A 25712-nucleotide genomic window follows, 5' to 3' on the forward strand; every position below is an offset into this window, starting at 1 on the left:
AACCCACGAGGAGCGGAGGCCCCGCTCCTTCATCGCATCAAGAGTCGGAACTTGTTCCGATCCCGAAGGGACGCGCAGCGCTCTTGACGCACACCGCCCCGACTAGCACCATCACGCAGCCCGGGGACGCAACCACCTCCGCCTACGCCGGACGCGACCACCTCACGCCCGAGCCGGTGGAAACCTCCTCTGCCGAAGTCGGCGGATCACCTCAGCTCAAGCTGGCGGAACCGCCCGGCCTGTGGCGGTGGAGCTACTTCGCGCGGCGGATCCCCTGGCGCCGGGGCCGCGTACCGAAGGTCAGAGCTTGGCGAGGGTTTTGGCTCGGGTCATTACGGCGTCGAGCATTGGTTCGGTTAGTTTGCCGGTGAAGGTGTTTTGTTGGCTGGGGTGGAAGCAGCCGAGGACCACGACCTCGCCGTACGGGCCGGGGATTGGGTACTCGACTGCGTGGCCGAACTTCGGGCGGGGCTTGGGTACTGCGCCGCCTACTGACTGCAGGGCGTTCAGGAGGGCGTCGAAGCCGAACTTGCCCAGGCAGACGATCGCCTGGGTGGACGGGAGCACCAGTTCGAGTTCCCGGCGGAACCATGGGGAGCAGGTATCGCGTTCTTCCGGGGTCGGCTTGTTCGCGGGTGGAGCGCAGCGGACCGCCGCCATCATCCGGGCGCCGAGCAACCTCAGCCCGTCCCCCGCGTGCTCGCTCGTCGGTTGCGTGGCCAGGCCGACCCGGTAGAGCGAGGCGAACAACCAGTCGCCCGAACGGTCGCCGGTGAAGACCCGGCCGGTCCGATTCCCGCCGTTCGCGGCCGGCGCGAGACCGGCGATCAGCACCCGCGGTTCGGGATCTCCCCAGCCGGCGATCGGCCGGCCCCAGTACGGCTGGTCCGCGAACGACTTTCGCTTGCTCAGGGCAACTTCTTCGCGCCACTCCACCAACCGCGGGCACGCCCGGCACACGGACACTCGCGCGTCCAGCTCCGCCAGCTCGTCGGTCTGCGCCAGCTTGACGACCTCCGCCGGGCTCCGAGCCACCGGAGTACGCCGTACCGCAGGGTCCTCGGGCCACCCAGTCCCCGGCGGTACCGGGCTCTCGAACAACTCCCCCGTCAACGGGTGCGGCAATCGCATACGAGCCACCTTAGGGTGTCCGGATGACAGTGATCGGTGTCGTCGCGGCAGCAGTCGGCGGCGTCGAACAACTCCGCGAGGGCCTCGTCCAGCCGCTCATCCAGCGGGGCCACCAGGTCGCGGTCACGCTAACCCCAACAGCCGCGAGCTGGTTCGATCCGCACGAGCTAAGCGATCTGGCGAAGCTCACCGGCCTGCCGGTGCGATCCCACCCGAGAATGCCCGGCGAGGAGCGCCCGCATCCACCGATCGATGTCTTCGTGGGAGCGCCGCTGAGCGCCAACTCTGTGGCCAAGCTGGCGCTGGGCATCGGCGACAACCAAGCGCTCACGGTCCTGTCCGAGGCCCTCGGCACCACGCCGATGGTCGTCTTCCCGCGCGTCAACGCGGCGCACGTGCGGCATCCCGCATGGGCGGGACATCTGAGCACGTTGCGCGCAGCGGGTGCAGCGCTGATCGAGTGGCACCCCCTCGAACCGCGCGTGGAAAGCGGTGGCCGGGAGTTGCCTTGGCGGGAGATCCTGGACGCCGTTGAACGGATCAGGTGAGGGGCGCGCGATGGATGCCGAGGTTGCCGGCAACAGAGCTGCCTGGGAGATCGCTTCCCAGAAGCACGTCCGGGAGTACGGCGAACTGCTGGCTGCGGCGTCCGAGGCGAAGCTGCTGGCTGCGAGATGGTTGCGCCGAGCTGGTCTACACCGGCAAAGGCGCGCTGATCTGGATGCGGGACATCGAGGCGTGGGCTGCTGACGTGGCGCGGCTGCTGAAACCAGGCGGACAGTTGTTCGTCTACGCGGCCGGGCTCGAGATCTCCTCGGTGGAGGAGTATCCCGAGCCCTTCTGGCAACCAGCGGGTGTCGACGCGGCCGCCTGGCAGGGCCGCCTGCCGAACACCTTCTCGTTACTCGCCCGGCGCCGCTGAGGCTCCCGCCAGTACCGGCTCCGGGTGGGCGGCGGCCCGGCGGCGCGCGGTGGGTACGAGCAGTGCGACGACGACGGCGACCGCCGCGATGACCGCCAGCAGCGCGAACGCGTCCGTGTAGCCGGACTCGAACGGCAGCCCGTTGGCCTGCAGGTGGCTCGTCACGATCGAACTGACGACCGCGGTACCGATCGCGCCGCCGATGGTGCGGATGTTCGCGTTCATCCCACTCGCGGCCCCGGTCTGGCTCATCGGCACGTTCTGCACGATCAGACTGGTCATCGAGGCGTACGCCAGCCCAATACCGAGCCCGAAGGATGCACCCGCGAGAGCGACCTGCCACGCCTCGTCATGGAACCCGGCGAAGGCCACGCATGCGATCAGGCTGAACACCGACCCGAGCACCAACTGTGTCTTCACGTCGAAGCGCGGAGCGATCGGCCCGCTCAGCGACCCGGCGACCGCCATCGCCACCAGCATCGGCAGCATCAGCAGTCCGGCCCGAGTCACCGTGGCGCCGAACCCGTACCCGGCAAGCGTCGGGATCTGCATGAACTGGGGCACGAACGCATAGGCGGCGAACATCCCGGCGCCGAACAGCAGCGCCACCAGGTTGGTGGTCCAGACCGCTGGCCGCCGCATCATGCGCATGTCGATCAGCGGATTGCGCGACCGGAGTTCAACGGTGATCCAGCCCGCCACCAGCACCACGGCCAGGACCAGCAGACCGATCGTCTGTACCGAGGCCCAGCCCCACGCCGCGGCCTTGCTGAGCGGCAGAAGCAGCGCGATCAACCACCCTGACAGCAGTACTGCGGCCAGCCAGTCGATCCGGCCAGGTGCCCGGGACGGTGACTCCGGCACGTATCGGAAAGCAGTGAATGCGGCCAGAACGACGACCAGGAAGGGGATCCAGAACAGCCAGCGCCAGTTCAGGGCCTCGATGACAGGCCCGGCCAGCACGATCCCCAGACCGCCGCCGGCCGCGATGACGGCCGACACGATGCCGACCAGCGACGGCACCCGCTCGCGTGGGAACTCGTCGCGGATGATCCCGAACGACAGCGGGAAGATGGCTCCGCCGAGCCCCTGCACCACCCGCCCGATGATCAGTACTCCGGCCGTCGGGGCGAGCGCGGCGATCAGACACCCGGCGGCGACCGCGCCGAGGGCGATCAGCAGGGTGCGCTTCTTACCGATCATGTCGCCGATCCGGCCAAGCAGTGGGGTCGCCACCGAGGCCGCGAGCAGCCAGGCGGTGAGGACCCAGGTGACGGTCCCCTGACTGGTGTGCAGGTCGCGCTGAATGATGGGTAACGCCGGGCTGACCAGCGACTGCAGCATCGAGAAGGCCGCGGTGGCCGAGGCCAGTACCAGCAGGGTGATCCGCGGGGAGGACGCGTTTCCAGGCATGACGAAGTCCTTCGAGGTTGATGAGCTCACGGCGACCGCGGCGTTCGGCGGCGCGGGCGTGAGAGAGGCCTCAGTGGTAAAGTCGAGGCATACCTCCACTATAGCGGAGGTATGCCTCCGGTTCTAGTCGTTAGGGTGAACGAGGTGACAGACAAGACACGCACGAGTCTTCGGGCAGCGGTGCAGCGGCCGGCCCGCGCCGACGCACGCCGCAACTTCGACGCTCTGCTCGCCGCCGCCCGGGACGCCTTCGCCGAGCAGGGCACCGGCGCGTCGCTGGAGGAGATCGCCCGCCGGGCGGGCGTGGGCATCGGGACGCTCTACCGCAATTTCCCGACCCGCCAGCACCTCTTCGACAGCGTCTACTTCGGCGAGGTCGAGGAACTCTGCGACGCCGCGGACGACGTCGCCGACCTGCCGCCCTGGGAGGCGCTGACCACCTGGCTGCGCCGCTTCGTCGGGTACGCCGCCACCAAACGCGCGATCTACGAGTCGCTCAACCGCGACTCCGAGATGTTCAAATCCGCACGCGAAGCGATGTACGAGGCGGGAGAACCGCTGCTGATCCGCGCGCAGGAGGCCGGCGAGGCCCGCACCGATATCACCTTCGACGACGTACTGCGGATGGTCAGCGGCCTCACCGCCGCCGGGTTTGTCGACGACGAGCAGCGCGAGCGCGTCCTGGCGATCGCCCTGGACGGCGTCCGAGCGCGCTAGGCCGACTCCCCCAGAGCCAGCGCGACCCCGTCGAGGATGTCGTGCTCGGACACCACGACCTCGTCGTAGGCGAGGCCCTCGGCGACCCGGTCATGGATCCGCTGCAGGATCAGCGCCCCGGCGCCGATCACGTCCACCCGCCCAGGATGAATCGCCCGTACTGCGGACCGCGCCATCCGGGTCGACCCCATCAGCCACGAGGTGGTGTCGAGCAGCACGTCGGCCGGGATCCGCGAGTGGTGGACCGCGTCCCGGTCGTACTCCTTCAGCCCCAGCGCAACCGCGGCAACAGTGGTCACCGTGCCGGCCACTCCGATCAGGCAGCGCGCCTCGGACAGCGGAACGACGGTGGAGTCGAGCAACTCGTCCACGTCCTTGGTCGCGGCGGCCATCTCCTCGACCGAGTGCGGATCGGACGGCAGGTGCCGCTCGGTCATCCGGACGGAGCCCATATCGAGCGACTCCGCCGCGATGACGCCGGATTCGTCGCCCAGGACCAGTTCCGTCGAGCCCCCGCCGATGTCGGTCACGAGGTACGGCCCCGGCAGCTCGAGAGCGGCGAGTCCGCTGGTCGCGCCGCGGAAACTCAGTGCGGCTTCCTCGGCCCCGGAGATGATGTCCGGCTCCACTCCGAAGCGGGCGAAGACTCCGGCGAAGAACTCGTCGCGGTTGCTGACATCGCGAGCCGCCGAGGTCGCGACGAACCGCAACCGCTCGACCCCGGCCGCGCGGACAGCTTCGGCGTACTCGGCGCAGGCCGCGAAGGTCCGCAGCAAGGCGTCGTGAGCGAACGCGCCGGTCGAGTCGACCCCCTGGCCGAGGCGGACGATCTGCATCCGCCGGTCGATCTCCATCAGTCCGCCGTCCGCGTAGTCGGCGATCAGCAGGCGGATCGAGTTCGTCCCGCAGTCCACCGCAGCGACGCGGACGGGGGCGGCCGCAGTACCGGAATCAGACACAAGGGCCCCGACGGCCCCAGTCGGGGAGCATCTCCAGCGCTTCGTCGCCGAGCGGGTTCACACCCGGGCCGGCTGCGAGCGAATGACCGACCAGGACGTGCAGGCACTTCACCCGGGTCGGCATCCCGCCGGCGCTGATTCCCCTGACCTCGGGGACGTCGCCCAGCAGTTCGCGCCGGGCCAGGTAGTCCTCGTGGGCAGCCCGGTACTGCGCGGCCAGATCCTCGTCGGTGGCGAGGCGGTCCGTCATCTCCTTCATCACGCCCTCGGCCTCGAGCCGACCGATCGCCGACGCGAGCCGCGGGCAGGTGACGTAGTACGTGGTCGGGAACGGCGTCCCGTCCGGCAGCCGCGGCTCGGTCTCCACCACGTCGGGCAGACCGCACGTACAACGGTGCGCGATCGATCGGATCCCGCGGGCGGTCCGGCCCAGCTGTGCGCTGACTGCCGTCTCGTCCTCAGGCGTTACTGTCACCTGCTGCCCTTCGGTGGTGCGGTCAGAACGGGCTTGGGCGTCGGTTTCGGCGGCGTCGGCGTGGCCGACTGGGCCGGTTTGCCGGCGCCCTCGACGCTCCCCCAGAGTTTGGTGTACCAGGTCGGCTTCTGGGTGTCGGCCTGCGGATCAGCCGGTCCGGCCGGCTCGGGCGGCGCTCCGACGGGCTTGCCGTCGGCGCCGATCACCCGGTACCCGATCTCGCCGGGCATCACCCAGCCGAGGCGCTGCCTGGCCTGGGCCCGGACGTACGCGTCATCGTTCCAGCGGGCGATCTCGTCGTCCAGCTGGCCGACCCGCTTCTCCCGGTCCCGGATCTCCTGCTGCAGCGTGCTGATCTGCTGGTGCTGGTCGAACCACACCCGCAGGCTCTGCGCGTACGACACGATCAGCGCACCGAGCACGAGCAGCACGACGGCTGCCCGGCCGGTGAGGTTGCGGGAGCCCCGGGTCCGGGCCGGCCCGGCCGGGGTCCCCGTCGTACGGCGTTTGGGCTGGTTGCCGTCCCGGCGGGCAGGTGGACGTGACTGGCTGCGACTCGTCGGTCGCGAGCCTGGACGTGCACCTGGATCCCGGCGGGAGGACATCCAAAAACCTTAGCCCGGTCAGCCCTTGAATCGCGGGAAGGCCGAGCGACCGGCGTAGCGGGCCGCGTCGTCGAGCTCCTCCTCGATCCGGAGCAGCTGGTTGTACTTCGCGGTGCGGTCGGACCGGGCCGGGGCGCCGGACTTGATCTGGCCGCAGTTGGTGGCGACGGCGAGGTCGGCGATCGTGGTGTCCTCGGTCTCACCGGAGCGGTGGCTCATCATGCAGGTGAAGCCGCTGCGGTGGGCCAGGTCCACGGCGTCCAGCGTCTCGGTCAGTGAGCCGATCTGGTTCACCTTGACCAGCAGCGAGTTCGCCGCCTTCTCGGTGATGCCGCGCTGCAGCCGCTCGACCTGGGTGACGAACAGGTCGTCGCCGACGAGCTGGGTCTTGTCACCGAGCTGGGCGGTGATGCTCTTCCAGCCGTCCCAGTCCTCCTCGTTCAGCGGGTCCTCGATCGACACGATCGGGTAGGACGCGACCAGGTCGGCGTAGTACGCGATCATCTCGTCGGCCGACTTCTTGCCGCCCTCGAAGGCGTACACGCCGTCGGTGTGGAACTCGCTCGCGGCCACGTCCATCGCCAGCGCGATGTCCTCACCCGGCTTCAGGCCGGCCCGCTCGATCGCGACCAGGATCAGGTCCAGCGCGTCGCGGTTGCTCGGCAGGTTCGGGGCGAAGCCGCCCTCGTCACCGAGACCGGTGGACAGGCCCTTCTCCTTCAGCACCGCCTTCAGCGCGTGGTAGACGGTCGCGCCCTGCATCAGGGCGTCGGAGTACGTCGACGCGCCGATCGGGGCGATCATGAACTCCTGCACGTCGACGTTGCTGTCCGCGTGCGCGCCGCCGTTGAGGATGTTCATCATCGGCACCGGGAGCACGTGCGCGTTCGGGCCGCCGACGTAGCGGTACAGGTCCAGACCGGCGCTCTCGGCGGCGGCCTTGGCCACCGCGAGGCTGACGCCGAGGATGGCGTTCGCGCCCAGCTTGGCCTTGTTCGGCGTACCGTCCAGGTCGATCAGGGCCTGGTCGATCAGCCGCTGCTCGTGGACGTCGTAGCCGACGATCTCCTTGTCGATGTCCTCCAGGATGGCCGTGACGGCCTTCTGGACACCCTTGCCGCCGTAGCGGGACTTGTCCCCGTCACGCAGCTCGACGGCCTCGAACTGGCCGGTGGAAGCACCGGAGGGCACCGCCGCCCGGGCTACGGTGTCGTCGTCGAGGAGAACCTCGACCTCGACAGTGGGGTTGCCTCGCGAGTCAAGAATCTCGCGGGCGCCGACGGCCTCGATGGTGGCCACATCTACTCCTCTGTTTCACACCTGATGTCAGTGCCGACAATAACGGCCAGACCAGCCGACCTAGTGGACCGCGTCGGCCTTTTGGATAAGGCGGATCGCTTCGGAAGGAACCGAGCGGACCAGCAGGACCCCGTTCGGCGCTTCGAAAACCGGCTGGCCGAGCTTGGCGGGGTCGATGCCGAGCAGCACGTCGACCGCGGATCGCCTGCCCACATGGCTGTTTCGGGCCGGCGCCAGGTGCACATGCGTACGTCGTCCCGGCCGCAACCCCTCCCGGGTGATCGCCTCCAGCGCCGCCGTGTTCGTGCCGTGCCACAGCAGATCTGCGGGAATCACCCGTCGCCAACTGTTCTCCAAAGCTTCACGGGTGACCGGCATCCCGGCGGCGGAATGACCCTGGCAAGCGCGAATCCGGTCGCCGTCCACCTGCAGCCGCGACTTGTCGTTCTGCTCGACCGCGGCGGCGAGCGCAGTACGGTCCATCCGGAGCAGCTCGCAGACGTCCTCGATCAGGGCCCAGCCGTCGGGAGTCATCGCGAGTCCGCACTCACCGGCGGTGTGCCGGAGCAGTCGGGACAACTGTCGGCTGGCCTGGCTCACACCACGAAGCGTGTCAGCAGGGTCCGCAACGTGTCGAGCCGGTTGTCGGCTGGCCGGTTCCGGCGGGTGACGAGGTAGTAACGGATCGGCGGCAGATCCTTGATCGGGATGGTCCGCACCGTGGCCGGAGTACGGACGAAGCCGTTCACCACCGCGGGAGCGATCCCCATCCGGACGAAGTGGACCAGCAGAACCCAGCCCTCCGCCTCCACCGCGACGGACCAGTCGACCCCGGCGTCCAGCAGGCTGCGCTCCAGTTGCCGGCGGTGCGGCCGAGTCTTAGGCGGCACGACCAGGGCCTCCCCCTGGAGATCCTTCAGCCGGACCGTACGCCGGTCCGCCAGCCGATGGTCGGGACGAACCGCCAGCACCTGCGAGTACTGCGTCAGCAGCTCGCATTCGAGGTCGTCGGGCGGAATCGTGAGGGCGGTGACCCCGACATCGGCTGTTCCGTCCCGAACCGCCGCGACGGTGGCGTCGGAGTCGGTGGTCATCAGGCGCAGGCCGAGTTTGCGATCGAGATAGCGGCGGAGCACGTCGCCGATGACGTACAGGTAGGCCCCGGAGCCGGCGGCCAGCACGAGTGGTGGCGGCGGCAACGCGTCCAGTCCTTCGAGGAACGCGGCCGCGCGGGTACGGGTGTCGTTGGCGAAGGCGGCCAGGTGCTCGCCGGTCTGGGTGAGCAGCAGAGCGCGGCCCTGGCGTTCGTACAACTGATGACCGAGCGTCTGCTCGAGCTTGCGGATCCTGGCGTGCAGGGCGGGCTGACTGACGTGCAACTCGTCCGCGGCGTGGGTGAAGTTGCGGTGCTTGGCGAAGACCGCGAACGCCTCCAGATCCTCGGCGACCAGGCGATCCAGAATCATCAGCTCAGACTATAGCTATCGACTCGAACAATAGTTCTGCTGAGATGGTTGCCTGCCGCAGGATCGAGGCATGAACCGATTGGGAATAGACATCGGCCGGGTGATCATCGACAGCCCACCCGGCGAGGACACCGCCTTCTTCCACGGCGACCACGCGAGCGTACTGCGAACGCCCTTCGTCCCGGGCGCTTTCGAGGTCATCCCCCGGCTGGTCGAGTTGTTCGAGGGCAACGCCTGGCTGGTCTCCAAGTGCGGCCCGCGGATCCAGCAGCGTTCCCTCGACTGGTTGCACCATCACCGCTTCTTCGAACTGACCGGAATCCCCACGGACAACGTCCGCTTCTGCCTCCGCCGCCCGGACAAGGCGATCCACTGCGCCGAACTCGGCATCACCCACTTCATCGACGACAAAGCCGATGTCCACGAAGCCTTGCGCGGCCTGGTCCCTCATCGCTACCTGTTCGGGCCGCAGCGCAGTACGCCGGCTGACCTTGTTCACACGCCGGACTGGCCCTCGGCAGAGGCCGCGATTCGCCGGACCCTGGCGAACCCCGTCAGCAGCCCAGGCCGCGGCGGGCGTCGTTCAGGCCTTTGAGGTTGCCGGACTACTTTCTACTTGCGAAAGTGGAAAGTACTCCCTAAGGTTTCCGGTATGGAAAGTGATGCGCGGGAGCAGTTGCAGATCATCGAGCGCGCGGCGGCCGCGCCGTACGTGAACTACCCGGCGACGCCGTGGTGGTACTCGCCGCTCGTCGGGCTCTGGGCCGCGGCCATGATCGGCGCCTTCACCTGGTGGCGCGAGAGCACCGCACTGTTCGCGGCCAGTCTGGCGATCCTGATCGCGCTGGAGGGCGCCTTCATCGCCTGGATCCAGCGGCGGCACGGCGCTCTCCCGATGCCGGGCCGCGGCACTCCCCCGGCGGAGATCGGCCGCGTCTGGCGTGGCTACTTCCTGGCTCTGCCGGTGGTCGCAGGGCTGATCGCGATCGCCTGGTGGCTGGGCGGCGTACCGGTCGCCGCCGTCACCGCCTTCGTGGTGATCACCGCCGGCCTCGCGTACTACGAACGCCGCTACGCGGTCGCCGCGGCGAAGGTGCGGGAGCGGCTCGCGTGATCAGCGGTCTCGACTCCGTCATCCACGCACCCAAGCGACTCGCGGCGATGGCGGTGCTCGCGAACTCCAGCACCGCGTCGTTCCGGTTCCTCAAGGACTACCTCGAGATCAGCGACTCCGATCTGTCCAAGCACATGTCCGCCCTCGAAGCCGCCGGCTACGTCAGCTCCTCGAAGGACGGCCGCGGCCGCGGCGCGACCACGACGTACAAAATGACCCGCCTCGGCCAGAAGGCCTACACCGCCCACCGAGACGCCCTCCGAGCCCTGCTCAACGGACCGCCGGCGTCGGAGTAGGTCAGGAACCGGATTCGGTACTGCGGACGTCGTCGGCGAGGCGGTGCGTCGCCTGGCGCAGAGCCTGCTCCGGGTCGACGCCCACCGCGCGAGCCTGGCGGACGAGATCCAGCAACGCGGCACCGATGCGCTCGTCGTCGGACGCCGGCGCATCAACCGCCGACGCTGCAGCGGAGTCTGCATCAGCCGGCAGCACCTTCGCAGCCCGGCCGAGGACCTTGTCGGCGAGAGCCAGGGCCGGCAAAGCGAGCGGAATGCCTTCCAGTACAGAGGTGCGCTGCTTCTCCGCAGCCTTGATGGTCTCCCAGTTCGCCTCGACCTCGGCCGCGTCCGCCGCAGTGACGTCGCCGAAGACGTGGGGATGGCGGCGGACCAGTTTTTCCACGATGTCGGCGGCTACGTCGTCGATGGAGAAGCCCTCGTCGGGGGTTTCCTCGGCGATGCGGGAGTGGAAGGCGATCTGGAGGAGGAGGTCGCCGAGTTCCTCGCGGAGGTGGTCATAGTCGCCGGTGTCGATCGCCTCGAGGGTCTCGTAGGTCTCCTCGAGCAGGTAGCGCGCCAGGCTCTCGTGGGTCTGCTCCTGGTCCCACGGGCAGTTCCGCCGGAGCCGGTCCATCACCCGGACCAGGTCGATCAGCCGCGCACCCGGTACGTCGTACGAGCCGTGCACGATCTCGACCTCGTACTCCGGGCGCGGCTCGCGGTTCAGTTCGTCCGCGATCACGCGCAGCAGGGCGGGTTCACCGTCCTCGCCGACCAGCCAGGCGACCTGACCACCGGAGGCGGCGGTGTCGGTGAGCCAGGACCACTGCTCGCGGGCGTCGCCGAGCACCTGCTGCACGACCAGTCCGGAGCCGACGAGCGCCTGTACGTCGGGGCGTTCCGGGCCGGCGGAGGCGCCGATCGCCGAGGCGTCGCCGAACACCTGCCAGGCGGCCCGGGTGAGTAACCCGGGCGCCACCCGCGGACTGGTGAGAACGACCTTGATCCAGCCGCTCGAGGGATCCGTCACAGCGGCCGCGATCAGCCTTGCGGCTCCGGCTGCGGCTGCTGCTGTTGCTGCTGCTGCGCCTTCTCGTCGGCCTCGCGCTTCGCCTTGGCCTGGGCGGACTCCTCGGACAGCGAGCCCGACGCCTGGCTGATGGTGCCGTCGGCCCACTTGCCGAAACGCGGCGCGATGTCGACGGTGATGTTCTTCGAGGCGTCCTTGACCGCGGTCTGGCCGGCCTGCTGGGCCTGCTGGACGTTCGGGTCGGTGATGCCGGTGCCGCCGCCGAGCTTGATGGTGCCGACGGCCGCGGTGGCGACCTGGCGCAGGAAGTCGTGCGCGACCGGGTCCTTGGCGAACTTGTCGTAGGTGGCCTGGTCGCCGACCACGGCCTTCATCGCGGGCGTCACCTCGGCGTCGGAGACGGTGATCGAGCGCTGCGCGGCGATCTGCTCGACCAGCGCGCTGTTCACCAGCTCGCCCAGGGTGAGGCTGGCTGTGAAGGGCTGACCGAGCGCGTTGCTGACCGCGGTCGAGGTCTTGTCGACGTCACCCACCGAGATCTCGGTGTCGCCGACCACGGCCGCCGCACCCGGGTGCGTGCCCGCAGCGCAACCGCCGAGCAGCAGCACCGACGCCAGCCCTGCACCGACCGCCTGAAGCCGTCGCGATGTGCTCACCGAATCTCCTCCAGCGTTCCTGTTCATCATCATGCTCGTGTCAGGTTCCTACCGCGACCGGCTCGGCGATCACGTCGTCGATCAACCGGGTGCACCACTGCAGCAGCTCCTGGTCGCGGAGCGGCTGACCGGCGACCGGCCGGGTGGCAGGTCTCGGCACCAGGATCGTACGCAGTTGCGGCTTGACCAGACTCTTCGGGTACAGCCTGTTCAGCCGGAGCACCTTCGAGTCCGGCAACTCGACCGGGCCGAACCGGATCAGATTGCCCTGCAGGGTGACGTCGTGCAGACCGGCCTCGCGGGCGTGGTCGCGGAACCTGGCGACCTCGATCAGGTTGAGCACCGGCTGCGGGATGTCGCCGTACCGGTCGTGCAGCTCCTCGACCAGCTCGGCGATGCCGTCGGCGTCCCGGACCGCGGCGAGCCGCTGGTACATCTCCAGCCGGAGGCGTTGCGAGGGCACGTAGTCGTGCGGCAGGTGCGCGTCGATCGGCAGCTCGATCTTGACCTCGGGCTCCTCGGCCTGGGTGTCGCCGCGGTACTCCGCGACGGCCTCGCCGACCAGCCGGACGTACAGGTCGAACCCGACGTCGGCGATGTGGCCGGACTGCTCGCCACCGAGCAGGTTGCCGGCGCCGCGGATCTCCAGGTCCTTCATCGCGACCTGCATGCCGGCGCCGAGGTCGGCGTGCTGCGCGATGGTGGCAAGCCGGTCGTGCGCGGTCTCGGTGAGCGGCTTCTCCGGCGGGAAGAAGAAGTACGCGTAGGCGCGCTCGCGACCGCGACCGACCCGGCCGCGGAGCTGGTGCAGCTGGGACAGGCCGAGCAGGTCGGACCGCTCGACGATCAGCGTGTTCGCGTTCGAGATGTCGATGCCGGACTCGACGATCGTCGTACAGACGATGACGTCGGACTCCTTCTCCCAGAAGCCCTGGATGACCTGCTCGAGCTGGTGCTCGGGCATCTGGCCGTGGGCCACCGAGACCCGGGCCTCCGGGACGAGCTGGCGGATCCTGGCGGCCGCCTTCTCGATCGTGTTCACCCGGTTGTGGACGAAGAAGACCTGACCCTCGCGGAGCAGCTCGCGCCGGATCGCGGCGGTCACTTGGCCCTCTTCGTAGGCGCCGACGAAGGTCAGCACCGGGTGCCGCTCCTCCGGCGGGGTGGCGATGGTGGACATCTCCCGGATGCCGGTGATCGACATCTCCAGGGTGCGCGGGATCGGCGTCGCGGACATGGTCAGCACGTCGACAGCGGTCCGCAACTGCTTCAGCTGCTCCTTGTGCTCGACACCGAAGCGCTGCTCCTCGTCGACGATCACCAGGCCGAGATCCTTGAACTGGACCTCGCCGCTGAGCAGCCGGTGCGTACCGATCACCACGTCGACCGTGCCGTCGGCCAGACCGTCCAGGGTCGCCTTGGCCTCCTTGTCGGTCTGGAAGCGGGACAGCGGCGCCACGTTAACCGGGAACGCCGCGTAGCGCTCGGAGAAGGTCGCGTAGTGCTGCTGCACCAGCAGGGTGGTCGGCACCAGTACCGCGACCTGCTTGCCGTCCTGGGCCGCCTTGAAGGCAGCCCGTACGGCGATCTCGGTCTTGCCGTAGCCGACGTCACCGCAGACGATCCGGTCCATCGGCGTGACGAGTTCCATGTCGTGCTTCACGTCGTCGATGGTGGCCAGCTGGTCGGGCGTCTCCACGAACGGGAACGCGTCCTCCAGCTCACGCTGCCAGGGGGTGTCCTTGGCGAACGCGTGCCCCTTGGTCGCCTGGCGCGCGGCGTACAGCTTGATCAGCTCGCCGGCGATCTGGCGGACCGCCTTGCGGGCGCGGCCCTTGCGCTTGGCCCAGTCGCCGCCACCCATCTTGTCGAGGGAGGGCTGCTCGCCGCCGACGTACCGGGTGACCTGGTCGAGCTGGTCGGTCGGCACGTACAGCCGGTCGCCGGGCTGGCCCCGCTTGCTCGGCGCGAACTCGATCACGATGTACTCGCGGGTGGCCTTCTGCGCGCCGGTGCCGACGGTCCGCTGCATCATCTCGACGTAGCGGCCGACACCGTGCTGCTCGTGCACGACGTAGTCGCCGCCGGCGAGCTCCAGCGGGTCGACGGCCTTCTTCCGGCGGCTCGGCATCCGTTGCTGCGAACGCCGTTCGGCCGCGCTGCGCTGGCCGGCCAGGTCGTTCTCGGTGAGCACCGCGAACTTGATGCCCTCGGCAATGAAGCCGCGCTCGAGCTGGCCTTGCGAGATCTGCACGACGCCCGGGTCCGGGATGACGTCGATGCTGTCCACGGTGCGCGCGGGCAGTTCGGCTTCGGAGAACACTTCAGCGAGACGCTGGGCGGGGCCGTGGCCCTCGGTCACGCAGACGACCCGCCAGCCGTCCCGCAGCCAGGCCCGGACGTCCTCGACGGCGGCGGCGGTCTCACCGCGGTACGGGTCGACCTCGTGCGCCGCGATCGCCCGACTGCGCACCGCACCGGCGTCCGGGTCGATGTCGAAGGTGACCCGCTCCCCCATCGAGTCCCGCAGCTCCGGCGCGTCCGTCGGTGCCGCCGAGAAGGGCGACATGCTCCACCAGGCCAGACCCTTGCCGAGCGCGTGCGACCGGACGTCGGCCAGCGACATGTACGCCGCCGCGCCGAGGTCGATCGGCGCGTCGCCACCACCCGCGGCAGCGGCCCAGGACGCCTCCAGGAACTCCTGGCTGGTGGCGACCAGGTCGTGCGCGCGGGCACGGACCCGCTCGGGGTCGCTGACCACCACGTGGGTGCCCGCGGGCATCAGGTCGACCAGCAGTTCCATCTCGTCGACGAGGACGGGCGCGAGCGACTCCATCCCCTCGACCGCGTGGCCCTCGGCGAGCTTCTCGAACAGCTCGGACAGCTCCGGGTGCTCCTTGGCCAGCACCGCGGCCCGGGCGCGCACCTCGTCGGTGAGCAGCAACTCGCGGCAGGGCGGGGCCCACAGGCCGTGCTCGGCGATCTCCAGGGACCGCTGGTCGGCGACCGCGAAGTACCGGATCTCCTCCACGTCGTCGCCGAAGAAGTCCACCCGCAGCGGGTGCTCCTCGGTCGGCGGGAAGACGTCGATGATGCCGCCGCGAACCGCGAACTCGCCGCGCCGCTCGACCAGGTCGACCCGGTGGTACGCCGCCCCGGCAAGCCGCTCGACGACGTCCTCGAGCTCCATCGAGTCACCGACGTGCAACTGGACCGGGCGCAGGTCCGCCAGCCCGGCCACCTGCGGCTGCAGCACCGACCGGACCGGAGCCACCAGGATCTTGATCGGCCCGGTGGTCTCGTCCGACGGATCCGGGTGCACCAGGCGCCGCAGTACGGCGAGACGGCGGCCGACCGTGTCCGACCGGGGCGACAGGCGCTCGTGCGGCAGGGTCTCCCAGGCCGGGTAGTAGGCGACCGTGCCGGGCTCGACCAGGCACTGCAGCGCCTCGGTGAGCTCCTCGGCCTCGCGGAAAGTGGCAGTCACCGCCAGGATCGGGCGGTCCGCGCCCTGCTGGGCCGCCAGGGCAGCCATCAGCACCGGGCGGATCGGCCCGGGAGCGCTCAGGTCGAGCGTCGTGACGCCATCAGCCCGGGCATCACGAACGGCCTCGGACACCACCGGATCGGTGATCAGGGTGTCGACCAGACCGGCCAGTTTCACGAGTTGTCCAACCTCACGAGTTGTACTTGCTTTGGGTGACCTCGAGACCATCGGTCAGGAGTGATTCGACCGCGTCGGCGGTCCGGTCCACCGCGAACGGCAGATCCTTGCGTTCGGTCGAGGAGAACTCGTTCAGCACGAAGTCGGCGGGGTTCTGCCGGCCGGACGGACGCCCCACGCCGAACCGGATTCGATAGTAGTCACCGGTACCAAGCGATTTACGGATCGACTTCAGCCCGTTGTGCCCGTTGTCACCACCGCCGGACTTGGCCCGCAGGGTGCCGAAGTCGAGGTCGAGCTCGTCGTGGATCACGACCAGCCCGGCCGGCTCGACCTTGAAGAACTTCAGCAGCCCGGAGACCGGGCCGCCGGACTCGTTCATGTAGGACCGGGGCTTGGCCAGCACCGCCCGGATCCCGCTGATCCGGGCCTCGACCACCTCGGCCTTGGCCTGCTTGTGCTGCTTCCAGCGGCCGCCGACCCGGGCGACCAGCTCGTCGGCCACCATCTGGCCGACGTTGTGCCTGGTCTTGGCATAGGAAGGGCCGGGATTCCCCAGCCCGACGACCAACCACACGTCGTCCGCCACGGATCCCGGCCCTCCTGTTGAAACTATGGGTGCAGCTACTTACTCGGCCGCGGCGGCGACCGACTCCTCGGCGGGAGCCTCCGGCTCGTCGCGCTCGATGCCGGCCTCGGCCTCGGCGTCGGCCAGCTCGGCGTCGACCTGCTCGGCGGTCTGGGCCGCGGTCACGTTGACGACCAAGGTGTCCGGGTCGATGGCCAGCGTCGTGCCGGCGGGCAGCTTCAGGTCGGACGCGTGGATCTGGGCGCCGACGTCCAGGCCCTCGACGGAGACGGCGACGCCGTCCGGGATGTGGGTGGCCTCGGCCTCGACCAGGATGTTCGGGTTCTCGACCACGACCAAGGTCTCGCTGACGGCGTCACCCTCGATGTGCACGGCGATCTCGACCTGGACCTTCTCGCCACGCTTCACGATCACCAGGTCGACGTGCTCGATGGTGTTCTTGATCGGGTCGCGCTGGACCTGCTTCGGCAGCGCCAGCAGGCTCTCGCTGCCCTCGACCTCGATCAGCAGCAGGGCGTTCGCGGTCTTCAGCGCCAGCATGGTGTCGTGACCTGGCAGCGTGATGTGCACCGGGTCCGTGCCGTGGCCGTACAGAACGGCGGGCACCTTGTGGTCCCGGCGGATTCGGCGGGCAGCACCCTTGCCGAACTCCGTGCGCGACTCGGCTTGGATCTTGACCTCGGCCACGAGATGAACTCCCTCAAAAGCGTTGCGGTGATCTGTTGTCGGTTGCTGGCCTCAGCGGGCACGTCTTGACTCCGGTAAGGCGTCAGGCAACGAACCACCGCGTCGATCACGGAGCCGCTCCCGCCAGGTCGTCACGAGCTGCGTCATGACCGACTTTGTCCGGGGGGCGTCCCTCGCCGAGGCAACCAAAACAGTCTACCCACGCTTGGCCTCAGACAGGAAATCCGTTCTCCCACCGGTCACCTGCGATCACCAGGCGTACCGAGCGCCGCCCGCGGGCATACCGTCTGACCATGAGAATCGTCTCGCTGCTGCCGTCCGCGACCGAGACCTGTTTCGCCCTCGGCGCCGGTGCGGACGTCCGCGGTGTCACCTTCGAGTGCGACTATCCGGCCGAGGCGCGGACCCGCCGGATCGTGTCGACCAGCAACCTGCCCGAGAACCTCGACCCGGCCGGGATCGACGCCGCGGTCCGGGCCCGGGTGGCGGCCGGCGAGGACCTCTACAAGCTCGACCGCGACGCCCTGCGCGACCTCGATCCCGACCTGGTGATCACCCAGGACCTCTGCGCGGTCTGCGCCCTCGACGTGGCCGACGTCGAGGAGGCGCTGTCCTACCTGGGCTGCACCGCCGAGGTACTGACGACCGACCCGCACGACCTGGACGAGGTCTTCGACTCCATCGAGCTGATCGGGAAGGCCGTCAAGTGTCCGGCCGGTCCCCTGGTCGACGGGCTCCGCCGGCGCTTGGCCGCCGCCCGCACCGACGGGGACACCAGGGTGATGCTCCTCGAATGGACCGACCCTCCCTTCGCGCCGGGGCACTGGATCCCCGAGATGATCGAGCTCGCCGGCGGCGTGAGTGTGCTCGGCAGCACCGGTCTGCGGTCCGTCCGGACCACCTGGCCCACGATCGAAGGGGCGCGGCCCGACGTGATCGTGTCCGCGCCCTGCGGATTCGACCTGGAGGGAGCCACTTCACTCACCATGGATCTGCTCGATCGCGGCGTACTCCCCAGCGGCGTACCGGTGTGGGCTGTGGATGCGAACGGGTGCTTCGCGAGGCCTGGGCCGCGGCTCGTGGATGGTGTGGAGGCACTTGCCGGGCTGTTGCACGACGGACCTGTGGACCCCGGAGTGGCCCGGCGGCTCCGCTAAATTCGCCAGATGTCCGTTCTCCTGATGCTGGCCTTCTTCGGGGTGCCGTTCGCCGCGATCATCGGCTTGGTCCTCTGGGCCGCCGGGCGGCGGCGGGACTTCCTCAGGGCCCGGGCGCACGCGGCCGCGCAGTACGGCTGGTTCCAGGTGCCGCCGAGCCCGTGGCTGTCCGAGGTAGCCGGCCGGGTGTACCAGCGGGGCAGGCCGGGCGAGATGGTCGCCGGGGACTTCCGCGGCCGCGGGATGTGCGCGCTGGACTACACGTACACGACGACCAGCAGCAACGGGGAGACCACCACCACGACCACCCACCAGGTCCACCTCGTCGCCCTCAATCTGCCAGTGGCGCTGCCGCCGCTGACGCTGACGAAGGACTCGGGGTTCAAGCGGATGTTCGGCGGCCGCGACCTCGAACTGGAGAGCAAGGCGTTCAACGACACCTTCCGAATCAGCTGCGCCGACGACCGGTACGCGCATGCCGTGCTGCATCCCCGGATGATGGAGTGGATGCTCTACAACCCTGGCCTGGAGTGGCAGTTCGCCGGCAACGCGCTGGTCAGCTGGGGCACCGGTTCCTGGACCGTGCCGGACACCCTGGCCCGGCTGGAGGCGATGAACAGGCTGATCGACCTGATCCCGCCGTTCGTACTGCGCGACTACGGCCGCATGGTCAGCTGAGCCTGGTCCAGACCTGACGTAGCCCGCGGGCAGCGTCACCCTCGAGACCGGCGGCGTCGAGGGTCTCGGCGAGTTCGTCGAACTCGGGCCCCCAGCGCCAGGCGACACTCGTCAGGTTCTCAGGCAGCGCGGGGTCCTTCAGCGATGCGGCGTCCTGACGGACCTGCTGGGCCGTCAGCGCCTCGGTCACTCCATGCTTCGCCGCCAGCTCGAAGGCCAGTACGGCGAGAGCCGCCTTGCCCTTGTTGTAGAGCGCGTACGCCGACTTGGCCGCGCTCGCGGCGCCTACCTGATCCCCGACGACCATCGGAGTTACGGCGGTCCCCGCCCAGAGGTCCGCGGCCTGCTGCGCGGCGGAGCCCGACAACATCAGATGCGTCGGGCTCGGTCCACCTTTGGGCGGCGGACCGACCACGCCGGCGTCGATGAACGTCGCGTCGGGCAGAACGGCCTGGGCCTCCTCGAGCGAGGTCGGCGACAACGGGTTGGCTTCGATGTAGAGCCCGGCGAACCCCGCGGCGCCCACCTGCTTGGCGACGTCGACCGCGCCCTGCGGAGCACACGAGCAGAGCACGACCTCGGCGGATTCCACCGCCTCGGCGAACGGCGTACCGATCAGGCCGGCGGCCTCCGCCCGCTCCACGGACGCCGTACTGCGACCCTCCGGCACCCAGTGGACCTCATGGCCGGCGGCAACCAACTGGGCCGCGAGCTGGGACCCCATCGCACCAGGGTGGAAGACAGCGATCCGCATCAGGACATCCGATCCTCGAGCCACTAGGTCTGACCAAGATAGGCCAGTACCGCGAGCACCCGGCGGTGGCGCCGATCTGGATAGTTCGGGTCAGGCCCGGCCGTCGAAGAGCTTGGTGACGGAGCCGTCCTCGAAGACCTCGCGGATCGCCCGGCTGATCAGCGGGGCGATGGACAGGATGTTCAGCTTGTCGAACCGGCGCTCGGGCGGGATCGGCAGCGTGTTGGTGACGATCACTTCGCTGGCCTGGCAGTTCTTCAGCCGGTCGACCGCCGGCCCGGACAGGATCGCGTGGGTCGCGGCGATCACGACCCCCGCGGCGCCCGCGTCCATCAGCGCGTCGGCGGCCTTGCAGATGGTGCCACCGGTGTCGATCATGTCGTCGACCAGGATGCAGACCCGGCCCTCGACCTCACCGACGACGCGGTTCGCGACGGTCTCGTTCGGCCGGTCGATGTCGCGGGTCTTGTGGATGAAGGCCAGCGGCGCGTTGTTCAGCCGGGCCGACCACTGCTCGGCCACCTTGATCCGGCCGGCGTCCGGCGAGACCACGGCCAGCTGCTGGTCGCCGTACTTGTCCCGGACATAGTCGCTCAGGATCGGCAGCGCCATCAGGTGGTCGACCGGGCCGTCGAAGAAGCCCTGGATCTGCGAGGTGTGCAGATCGACGCAGATCAGCCGGTTCGCGCCGGCGGTCTTGAACAGGTCCGCCATCAGCCGGGCCGAGATCGGCTCCCGGCCGCGGTGCTTCTTGTCCTGCCGGGCGTACCCGTAGAACGGCAGCACCACGGTGATCCGCTTGGCCGACGCCCGCTTCAGCGCGTCGACCATGATCAGCTGCTCCATGATCCACTCGTTGATCGGCGAGGTGTGGCTCTGGATCACGAACGCGTCGCTGCCCCGGACCGACTCCTCGAACCGGACGTAGATCTCCCCGTTGGCGAAGTCGTACGCCGACGTCGGCACCAGGCCGGAGCCCAATTGCTCGGCGACCTCCTCGGCCAGGCCTGGGTGGGCCCGCCCGGAGAACACCATCAGGTTCTTCTCGGTGGTCCGTTTCATGCCGCTCATGACCGCGCCTCCCGTTGTGCCTTATCGCCAGTGTCACCCGGCGAGGCGTCCTGCGCAGCCGCTTGCGCTTCTTCGGCGGCCTTGGCGGTCTTGGTCCCGGCGCGCTTGCGAGCCACCCAGCCGGCGATGTTGCGCTGCTTGCCGCGCGCCACGGCGATCTCACCCGGGCCGACGCCCTCGGTGAGCGCCGTGCCGGCCGCGATGTAGGCGCCGTCGGCGATGTTCGCGGGCGCGACCAGCACCGAGTTGCTGCCGATGAAGGAGTGCTTCCCGACGATGCTGCGGTGCTTCGCGACCCCGTCGTAGTTGGCGAAGATGGTGCCGGCGCCGACGTTCGCGCCCTCGCCGATGGTGGCGTCACCGGCGTACGTGAGGTGCGGGACCTTGGCGCCGTCGGCGATCGAGGTGTTCTTGGTCTCGACGAAGGTGCCGATCTTCGCGGCGACGCCCAGCGACGTACCGGGCCGGAGGTAGGCGAACGGGCCGACGGAGGCGCCCGCGCCGATCACCGAGCTCGAGCCGTGGCACCGGATGATGGTCGCGTCCACGCCGACCTGTACGTCGGTCAGCGTCGTGTCCGGGCCGATCCGGGCGCCCGTGGCGACGGTGGTGGCACCGTGCAGCTGGGTGTTCGGCAGCAGCGTGACGTCGCGCTCGAAGGTGACGGTCTGGTCGACCCAGGTGGTGCTCGGGTCGACCACCGTGACGCCGTCGCGCATCAGCTGGTCGAGCGTGCGACGGTTCAGCTCGGCGCGGAGGGTGGCGAGCTGGACCCGGTCGTTCACGCCCTCGGTCTGCATCGCGTCCTCGGTGACATACGCGCCGACCCGCTTGCCGTCGCCCCGGGCGATCGCCAGCACGTCGGTCAGGTACAGCTCACCCTGCGCGTTGTCGGTGGTGATCCGGCTCAGGCCGTCGCGCAGGGTCGCCGCGTCGAAGGCGTAGATGCCGGCGTTGATCTCGTCGATCTGACGTTGCTCGGGCGTCGCGTCCTTGTGCTCGACGATGCCCGCCACGCTGCCGTCGTCGGCCGGGACGATCCGGCCGTAGCCGGTCGGGTCCGGGACGCGGGCGGTCAGCACGGTGACCGCGTTGCCGCTGCGGTCGTGCTCCGCGACGAGCTCCTGCAGCGTCTCCGGCTGGAGCAGCGGGACGTCACCCGAGGTGACGATGACCGCCCCCTCGAAGCCTTCCGGTACGGCGGTGAGCCCGGAGCGGACGGCGTCGCCTGTGCCCAGTTGCTGCTCCTGGACGGCGGTCCGCACGTCCGGGTCGATCTCGGCCAGATGGGCCTCGACCAGCTCCCGGCCGGTGCCGACCACGACGACCAGGTGCTCGGGGACGAGTGCACGGGCGGTGACCACCGCGTGCCCGACGAGGCTGCGCCCGCCGATCTCGTGCAGAACCTTGGGGGTCGCGGATTTCATCCGGGTCCCCTGACCGGCGGCCATGATGATGACCGCCGCAGGACGGTGGGAAGTCACGCGGTTTCTCCTCGAGTTCCCGGCGAGTTCGGGTGGAACTTCTGTCAGTGCAACTCTCAGGGCACTCGAAACCGGCGCCCGCGCAAGCCTACTTGCTCAGCTCGCGAGGCTTCGCAGTGACTCCACCAGCCGCGCCTCGGTGAAGCCGGTGTACTCCTCCATCAAGCGGTCCCGCGCGGCCTCGTTGTACCCGCGCCGGGCGACCTGGCGGTAGTACTCCGTGACGGGCTTGATGCCGACCAGCTTGATCAGTTGTTCGACCGCCAGCCAGCTGATCCCGTAACTGTCCGTAGCGGTGAACTCGTGATCCGTGGGCAATCTGGTGAGCTCCCCGAGCACCCTGGTGCTGAGCTCCAGACGCTCACGGACGACTTCGCTGGAATCACCCGTTCTGACCAGTGCCAGCTTCTCGGCGTACTCGGCAAGGCCTTCCGCGAGCCAGCGCGGCGCGCCGTCGCCGAGGCGGACCGAGACGAGGTGCATCAGGACGTGCTCCATCTGGACGGAGCCGAAGTTTCGCTGCGCGCCCGGCCGGATCACCACCCAGCCGCCGGAAGGCCGCTCGTTCCCGATCAGCGAACTCGGCATCGGGCGGACGGTCGCCGGCTCGCTCCCCCCGGTCGTCGTGGTCGCGATCGCGGTCGCGGTAGCGGGGAGGTCGGTGAGCACCTGCGGGGACCGCATCGCGACGACGTACGGGACGGTCTGCAGGAGCCCCGGCCACAACTTGCGGACCTGCCCCGCCGATCGGATGGTCTCCTCGGCCAGCCTCAGGGCGAGTGCGCGCTGTCCGCGGTCCACGATGACGACGACGTTGCTCCGGCGGACCACTTGGATGCGGCCGAAGTCCCAGGGTTGCCGGTTCGACCCGATCGCCCGGTCGAGGTCGTTGTCGGCCACCAGGTAGAGACGGCCGCGCTTCAGCGTGTAGGTGTAGCCGAGGTCCGTCGAGGCCTGCGGCAACCTGCTCCCGGCCAGGACGTACCGCATGGTGACGCGGAACGTGCCGGTCGCGGGACCGTGCCGGCGTACGGCCTCGTAGTTGCTCCAGGGCTCGGCGCGGCGGTAGATCACGCTCATGCCGATGGCCTGCAGGTTCTGGAAGAGCCGCGCCTGCTCGGCCTTCAACGCCGGCGTCACGTCCCGCAGGAACAGCGGCAGGTTGTTCGTCTGCACCGCGATCCCCCGCCGCGCCAGACTCGCATCCACCGCCGCCGCGAGGGCGGGATTCACCTCGCCGGTCCGGCTGGGTCGCACGTCACGCAGGGTGCTCCCCTGCAGGGCGGTGCTGGTCAGGTCGATGTCCTTGCCGGCCGGGGTGATGGCAAGGGACATGCTCCCGACCACTACAGCCACGGCCACCAGAACCGGCCACAAGTCGGGCCCCACAGACGCCACCCAGCGACGTACCGCCGCCCAGACCTCAGGCATCCCACCGCCCTCTCCACGAACGCGGGCCCCATCCTCACCTACCCCCACCTCGCTGACAAACTCAGCTGACGGGGAGGGTCCGGTGCCAGCCTTCGAAGATGAGGGTCGGGCGGAAGCCGACGGAGAGGTAGAGGTCCAGGGCCGGCGTGGGGTTGTTGGTGTCGACGAGCAGGATCGTGCCGTCGCGGCCGGCTGCCGCATCGAGGGCGAAGGCGTCCCGCAGCAGGAACTTCGCCAGGCCGCGGCCCCGGAACTCCTCGAGTACGCCGAGCATGCCGACGTGTCCGCAGTTCTCGCCGAGGAAGTTGTCGCTGCAATCGCGGACGGCGACCGCGCGGCCGTCGATCTCCAGCAAGGTGAGCTGGGACCAACTGGAACTGGCGTCGCGCATCTCCACCCACTCGTCGTGCGGCCTAGGGCTGAAGCCGTACTGGCCGCGGAAAGTGTCGATGATGAGCTCGTGCGCGACCCATTGGGTAGCCGCGTCGGGCGCTCCCCGCCGGACCACGACGCCGTCCGGTAGCTCCGGAGCCTCGACCGGTCCGGTGTGATCCACCCGCATCCGGTGGTACGTCGTACCGGTGGTGAAGGCGTGTTCCTCCAGCAGGGCCCGCAAGCGTTCGTCGTCGCGGTAGACGAAGGTGTCGACGGTGATCTCGGCATGCCCGGCCTCACGCCCCATCTCGTGGGCCCGCAGCATCGTCCGATCGAACAACCAGGCCGAGACTCCGGGCACCGGTGAGGTCAGCTGGATCTCGATCGACTGGCGACCGACCCGGCCGTACGTCGTCCCGTAACCGACCGGCGCCCCATCCTCGGCGAGCACCAACCACCCGTCGACCGCACAGTCGAACCCAGGATCCGCGATGCCTTCTCCGACCTGCGCCAGGGTGCAGTCCGGCAACCCGACCAGCCCCGTGTTGTACGCCGAGACCAGTCCGAAGATCGCCTCGGCATCACCAACCTCCGGCGCCCGAACCGTCAAACCCTCAGGCAGTACTGCGGTCGTCTGCATGCCTCATGGTGGTCGCGCCCCTGCCTGCTGGCCAGGGCTCGGCTACGGTTTCCCGGTGGCTGTGTTCGAGCGGAGTGTGCAGGTAGAGCAGACGTTGGACTATCAGCTGATGGCCAACGGGTCCGTGACTCTGTTCTGGCAGCCGGAGGTGTTGAACAAGACGACGGGCTGGCTGGCCAAGCACGGCTACCAAGTCGTCCGGGTGGACACCTCCGGATGGCGGAGCGACGACGACCTTCACGACGGGTTGTCCCTTGCCCTCGACTTCCCCGAGTACTACGGACGCAACCTCGCGGCGCTGAACGACAGCCTCAGCGACGTTGCCGCCGGCGACCTGGGCTGGACCGACGACGACACCGGCCTCGTCCTGGTCCTGGAGCACTACGACTCCTTCGCGACCGCGGACCCGGCCCTCGCCCACCATCTCCTGGACATCTTCGCCGTCCAGGCCCGCCACGCCCTCCTGATCGGCCACCGCCTGCTCTGCCTGGTCCAATCCGACGACCCCGACCTGGTGCTCACCCCGGTAGGAGCTACCCCCATCCCCTGGAACCCCATCGAGTGGCTCGACTCCGCCCGGCACCCGTAGTACAGGCCTTCACTTGGGGCGGTCGTGGCGAATGTCGTTGATCACTGCGCCTATCACTACTGCGCCGCCCGCGAAGGTGATGAGAGCAAGGACTGCGATCAGGGCGCGGGGGCTGTCGAGGGTGTCGCGGAAGAGTTTGGTGGCGGCGCTGACGCCGATCACGCAGAGAGCCAGGCCGCCGAGCAGGAGAACGACCCGCAGAACCCATCTCATCGTGTGCTCCTGATCCCGGAGGCAGCCCAAGCCTCGAGTATCCGCGCTCCCGCTGCCCGCCGCCACGACACCATGTGCCGATGACACCCCGGATCGCGGTACCCGACGGCGTCGCCGACCCATGCCGTCAGCAAGTTTCTGGAAGCTGAAGCGGGCGAGACCTTCCTTTGCCCGGAGGGGGCCAGCGGGCCACCCGAAACCGGTACTTGGTGCACCACCTGAGCACATCCCGGCCACTCCGCACGCTCAACTGGCGCACAAGGTGGGGCCTCGGACACCCAGTCGGGATCTCGGGAGCCTGTTGCTCTTTGGTTG

At 69.2% G+C, this 25712-nt stretch carries 28 protein-coding genes; 9 read left to right on the plus strand and 19 right to left on the minus strand.

The window, feature by feature from the left end; translation table 11 throughout:
• Nucleotides 1-300 precede the first annotated feature (300 nt).
• Nucleotides 301-1131 (minus strand): uracil-DNA glycosylase, encoded by an 831-nt coding sequence (locus ACFPJ1_RS35475; protein ID WP_380110679.1) that lies wholly within the window; start codon nucleotides 1129-1131, stop codon nucleotides 301-303.
• Nucleotides 1132-1154: 23 nt separating this feature from the next.
• On the opposite strand from ACFPJ1_RS35475, the gene ACFPJ1_RS35480 reads away from it, so the two are divergent.
• A complete protein-coding gene (locus ACFPJ1_RS35480) occupies nucleotides 1155-1679 on the plus strand; it encodes a flavoprotein (RefSeq protein WP_380110680.1) in 525 nt (174 codons plus the stop codon).
• Nucleotides 1680-1852: 173 nt separating this feature from the next.
• Nucleotides 1853-2053: a hypothetical protein gene (locus tag ACFPJ1_RS35485; RefSeq protein WP_380110681.1), complete on the plus strand. Its 201-nt coding sequence runs from the start codon at nucleotides 1853-1855 to the stop codon at nucleotides 2051-2053.
• On the opposite strand, the gene ACFPJ1_RS35490 is transcribed toward ACFPJ1_RS35485, so the two are convergent.
• On the minus strand, nucleotides 2033-3466 hold the full coding sequence (locus tag ACFPJ1_RS35490) for an MFS transporter (RefSeq protein ID WP_380110682.1): 1434 nt from the start codon (nucleotides 3464-3466) through the stop codon (nucleotides 2033-2035). The genes ACFPJ1_RS35485 and ACFPJ1_RS35490 overlap by 21 nt on opposite strands.
• Nucleotides 3467-3610: 144 nt before the next feature.
• On the opposite strand from ACFPJ1_RS35490, the gene ACFPJ1_RS35495 reads away from it, so the two are divergent.
• Nucleotides 3611-4183, plus strand: coding sequence for a TetR/AcrR family transcriptional regulator (locus ACFPJ1_RS35495; RefSeq protein WP_380110683.1), 573 nt, complete (start codon nucleotides 3611-3613; stop codon nucleotides 4181-4183).
• Here the strand turns inward: ACFPJ1_RS35495 and ACFPJ1_RS35500 are convergent.
• Genes ACFPJ1_RS35500 through ACFPJ1_RS35525 form a run of 6 tightly spaced genes read right to left on the minus strand, consistent with a single transcriptional unit; the run spans nucleotide 4180 to nucleotide 8987 of the window.
• Nucleotides 4180-5142 carry a Ppx/GppA phosphatase family protein gene (locus ACFPJ1_RS35500; protein WP_380110684.1) on the minus strand — a complete coding sequence of 321 codons (963 nt, stop codon included), beginning with the start codon at nucleotides 5140-5142 and terminating at the stop codon, nucleotides 4180-4182. The genes ACFPJ1_RS35495 and ACFPJ1_RS35500 overlap by 4 nt on opposite strands.
• The gene (locus ACFPJ1_RS35505; protein WP_380110685.1) at nucleotides 5135-5617 is read right to left on the minus strand and encodes a DUF501 domain-containing protein; all 483 of its coding nucleotides are present in this window, start codon (nucleotides 5615-5617) and stop codon (nucleotides 5135-5137) included. Before ACFPJ1_RS35505 ends, ACFPJ1_RS35500 begins: the two co-directional genes overlap by 8 nt.
• Nucleotides 5614-6222 (minus strand): FtsB family cell division protein, encoded by a 609-nt coding sequence (locus tag ACFPJ1_RS35510; RefSeq protein ID WP_380110686.1) that lies wholly within the window; start codon nucleotides 6220-6222, stop codon nucleotides 5614-5616. The genes ACFPJ1_RS35505 and ACFPJ1_RS35510 overlap by 4 nt, the downstream gene beginning before the upstream one ends.
• A gap of 18 nt (nucleotides 6223-6240) precedes the next feature.
• A complete protein-coding gene (gene eno, locus ACFPJ1_RS35515) occupies nucleotides 6241-7521 on the minus strand; it encodes a phosphopyruvate hydratase (RefSeq protein ID WP_380110687.1) in 1281 nt (426 codons plus the stop codon).
• A 60-nt stretch (nucleotides 7522-7581) separates the two neighbouring features.
• Nucleotides 7582-8121 carry an RNA 2'-phosphotransferase gene (locus ACFPJ1_RS35520; RefSeq protein ID WP_380110688.1) on the minus strand — a complete coding sequence of 180 codons (540 nt, stop codon included), beginning with the start codon at nucleotides 8119-8121 and terminating at the stop codon, nucleotides 7582-7584.
• On the minus strand, nucleotides 8118-8987 hold the full coding sequence (locus ACFPJ1_RS35525) for a LysR family transcriptional regulator (RefSeq protein WP_380110689.1): 870 nt from the start codon (nucleotides 8985-8987) through the stop codon (nucleotides 8118-8120). Before ACFPJ1_RS35525 ends, ACFPJ1_RS35520 begins: the two co-directional genes overlap by 4 nt.
• 70 nt (nucleotides 8988-9057) lie before the next feature.
• On the opposite strand from ACFPJ1_RS35525, the gene ACFPJ1_RS35530 reads away from it, so the two are divergent.
• From ACFPJ1_RS35530 to ACFPJ1_RS35540, 3 genes are read left to right on the plus strand one after another with little or no spacing between them, the layout of a single operon-like run.
• A complete protein-coding gene (locus tag ACFPJ1_RS35530; protein WP_380110690.1) occupies nucleotides 9058-9582 on the plus strand; it encodes a hypothetical protein in 525 nt (174 codons plus the stop codon).
• 57 nt (nucleotides 9583-9639) lie between these two features.
• The gene (locus ACFPJ1_RS35535; protein WP_380110691.1) at nucleotides 9640-10101 is read left to right on the plus strand and encodes a hypothetical protein; all 462 of its coding nucleotides are present in this window, start codon (nucleotides 9640-9642) and stop codon (nucleotides 10099-10101) included.
• Nucleotides 10098-10397: a transcriptional regulator gene (locus tag ACFPJ1_RS35540; protein ID WP_380110692.1), complete on the plus strand. Its 300-nt coding sequence runs from the start codon at nucleotides 10098-10100 to the stop codon at nucleotides 10395-10397. Before ACFPJ1_RS35535 ends, ACFPJ1_RS35540 begins: the two co-directional genes overlap by 4 nt.
• A gap of 1 nt (nucleotide 10398) precedes the next feature.
• Here the strand turns inward: ACFPJ1_RS35540 and ACFPJ1_RS35545 are convergent, their stop codons facing one another.
• From ACFPJ1_RS35545 to ACFPJ1_RS35565, 5 genes are read right to left on the minus strand one after another with little or no spacing between them, the layout of a single operon-like run.
• The gene (locus tag ACFPJ1_RS35545) at nucleotides 10399-11409 is read right to left on the minus strand and encodes a nucleoside triphosphate pyrophosphohydrolase (RefSeq protein WP_380110693.1); all 1011 of its coding nucleotides are present in this window, start codon (nucleotides 11407-11409) and stop codon (nucleotides 10399-10401) included.
• A gap of 11 nt (nucleotides 11410-11420) precedes the next feature.
• Entirely contained in the window at nucleotides 11421-12065 is a 645-nt protein-coding gene (locus ACFPJ1_RS35550; RefSeq protein ID WP_380110694.1) for a SurA N-terminal domain-containing protein, read from the minus strand.
• A gap of 40 nt (nucleotides 12066-12105) precedes the next feature.
• Nucleotides 12106-15780, minus strand: coding sequence for a transcription-repair coupling factor (gene mfd / locus ACFPJ1_RS35555; RefSeq protein WP_417498492.1), 3675 nt, complete (start codon nucleotides 15778-15780; stop codon nucleotides 12106-12108).
• Entirely contained in the window at nucleotides 15743-16318 is a 576-nt protein-coding gene (pth, locus tag ACFPJ1_RS35560; RefSeq protein ID WP_380110696.1) for an aminoacyl-tRNA hydrolase, read from the minus strand. Before pth ends, mfd begins: the two co-directional genes overlap by 38 nt.
• Before the next feature lie 39 nt (nucleotides 16319-16357).
• On the minus strand, nucleotides 16358-17005 hold the full coding sequence (locus tag ACFPJ1_RS35565) for a 50S ribosomal protein L25/general stress protein Ctc (RefSeq protein ID WP_380110697.1): 648 nt from the start codon (nucleotides 17003-17005) through the stop codon (nucleotides 16358-16360).
• Between the two features lie 293 nt (nucleotides 17006-17298).
• On the opposite strand from ACFPJ1_RS35565, the gene ACFPJ1_RS35570 reads away from it, so the two are divergent.
• Together ACFPJ1_RS35570 and ACFPJ1_RS35575 are read left to right on the plus strand one after the other, a co-directional pair.
• Nucleotides 17299-18162, plus strand: coding sequence for a cobalamin-binding protein (locus tag ACFPJ1_RS35570; RefSeq protein ID WP_380110698.1), 864 nt, complete (start codon nucleotides 17299-17301; stop codon nucleotides 18160-18162).
• A gap of 9 nt (nucleotides 18163-18171) precedes the next feature.
• Entirely contained in the window at nucleotides 18172-18840 is a 669-nt protein-coding gene (locus tag ACFPJ1_RS35575; protein ID WP_380110699.1) for a hypothetical protein, read from the plus strand.
• On the opposite strand, the gene ACFPJ1_RS35580 is transcribed toward ACFPJ1_RS35575, so the two are convergent.
• The 5 genes from ACFPJ1_RS35580 to ACFPJ1_RS35600 all read right to left on the minus strand — a co-directional run bounded on the left by ACFPJ1_RS35580 (nucleotide 18833) and on the right by ACFPJ1_RS35600 (nucleotide 24595).
• Nucleotides 18833-19594, minus strand: a complete 762-nt coding sequence (locus tag ACFPJ1_RS35580) for an NAD(P)-binding domain-containing protein (protein WP_380110700.1) — start codon at nucleotides 19592-19594, stop codon at nucleotides 18833-18835. The two genes, ACFPJ1_RS35575 and ACFPJ1_RS35580, sit on opposite strands and share 8 nt — an antisense overlap.
• Before the next feature lie 90 nt (nucleotides 19595-19684).
• Entirely contained in the window at nucleotides 19685-20665 is a 981-nt protein-coding gene (locus tag ACFPJ1_RS35585; RefSeq protein ID WP_380110701.1) for a ribose-phosphate diphosphokinase, read from the minus strand.
• Nucleotides 20662-22149, minus strand: a complete 1488-nt coding sequence (gene glmU / locus ACFPJ1_RS35590; RefSeq protein ID WP_380110702.1) for a bifunctional UDP-N-acetylglucosamine diphosphorylase/glucosamine-1-phosphate N-acetyltransferase GlmU — start codon at nucleotides 22147-22149, stop codon at nucleotides 20662-20664. The genes ACFPJ1_RS35585 and glmU overlap by 4 nt, the downstream gene beginning before the upstream one ends.
• A gap of 96 nt (nucleotides 22150-22245) precedes the next feature.
• Complete coding sequence (locus tag ACFPJ1_RS35595) at nucleotides 22246-23484, minus strand: hypothetical protein (RefSeq protein WP_380110703.1); 1239 nt, start codon at nucleotides 23482-23484, stop codon at nucleotides 22246-22248.
• 157 nt (nucleotides 23485-23641) lie between these two features.
• Nucleotides 23642-24595, minus strand: coding sequence for a GNAT family N-acetyltransferase (locus tag ACFPJ1_RS35600; protein WP_380110704.1), 954 nt, complete (start codon nucleotides 24593-24595; stop codon nucleotides 23642-23644).
• Between the two features lie 55 nt (nucleotides 24596-24650).
• Between ACFPJ1_RS35600 and ACFPJ1_RS35605 the strand changes: the two genes are divergently transcribed.
• On the plus strand, nucleotides 24651-25184 hold the full coding sequence (locus tag ACFPJ1_RS35605) for a barstar family protein (protein WP_380110705.1): 534 nt from the start codon (nucleotides 24651-24653) through the stop codon (nucleotides 25182-25184).
• Nucleotides 25185-25193: 9 nt separating this feature from the next.
• Here ACFPJ1_RS35605 and ACFPJ1_RS35610 read toward each other — a convergent pair whose 3' ends face one another.
• Nucleotides 25194-25397 carry a hypothetical protein gene (locus tag ACFPJ1_RS35610; protein WP_380110706.1) on the minus strand — a complete coding sequence of 68 codons (204 nt, stop codon included), beginning with the start codon at nucleotides 25395-25397 and terminating at the stop codon, nucleotides 25194-25196.
• Nucleotides 25398-25712: the final 315 nt, after the last annotated feature.

The organism is Kribbella qitaiheensis (assembly GCF_042657745.1).
In the GTDB taxonomy this organism is placed as follows: domain Bacteria; phylum Actinomycetota; class Actinomycetes; order Propionibacteriales; family Kribbellaceae; genus Kribbella; species Kribbella qitaiheensis.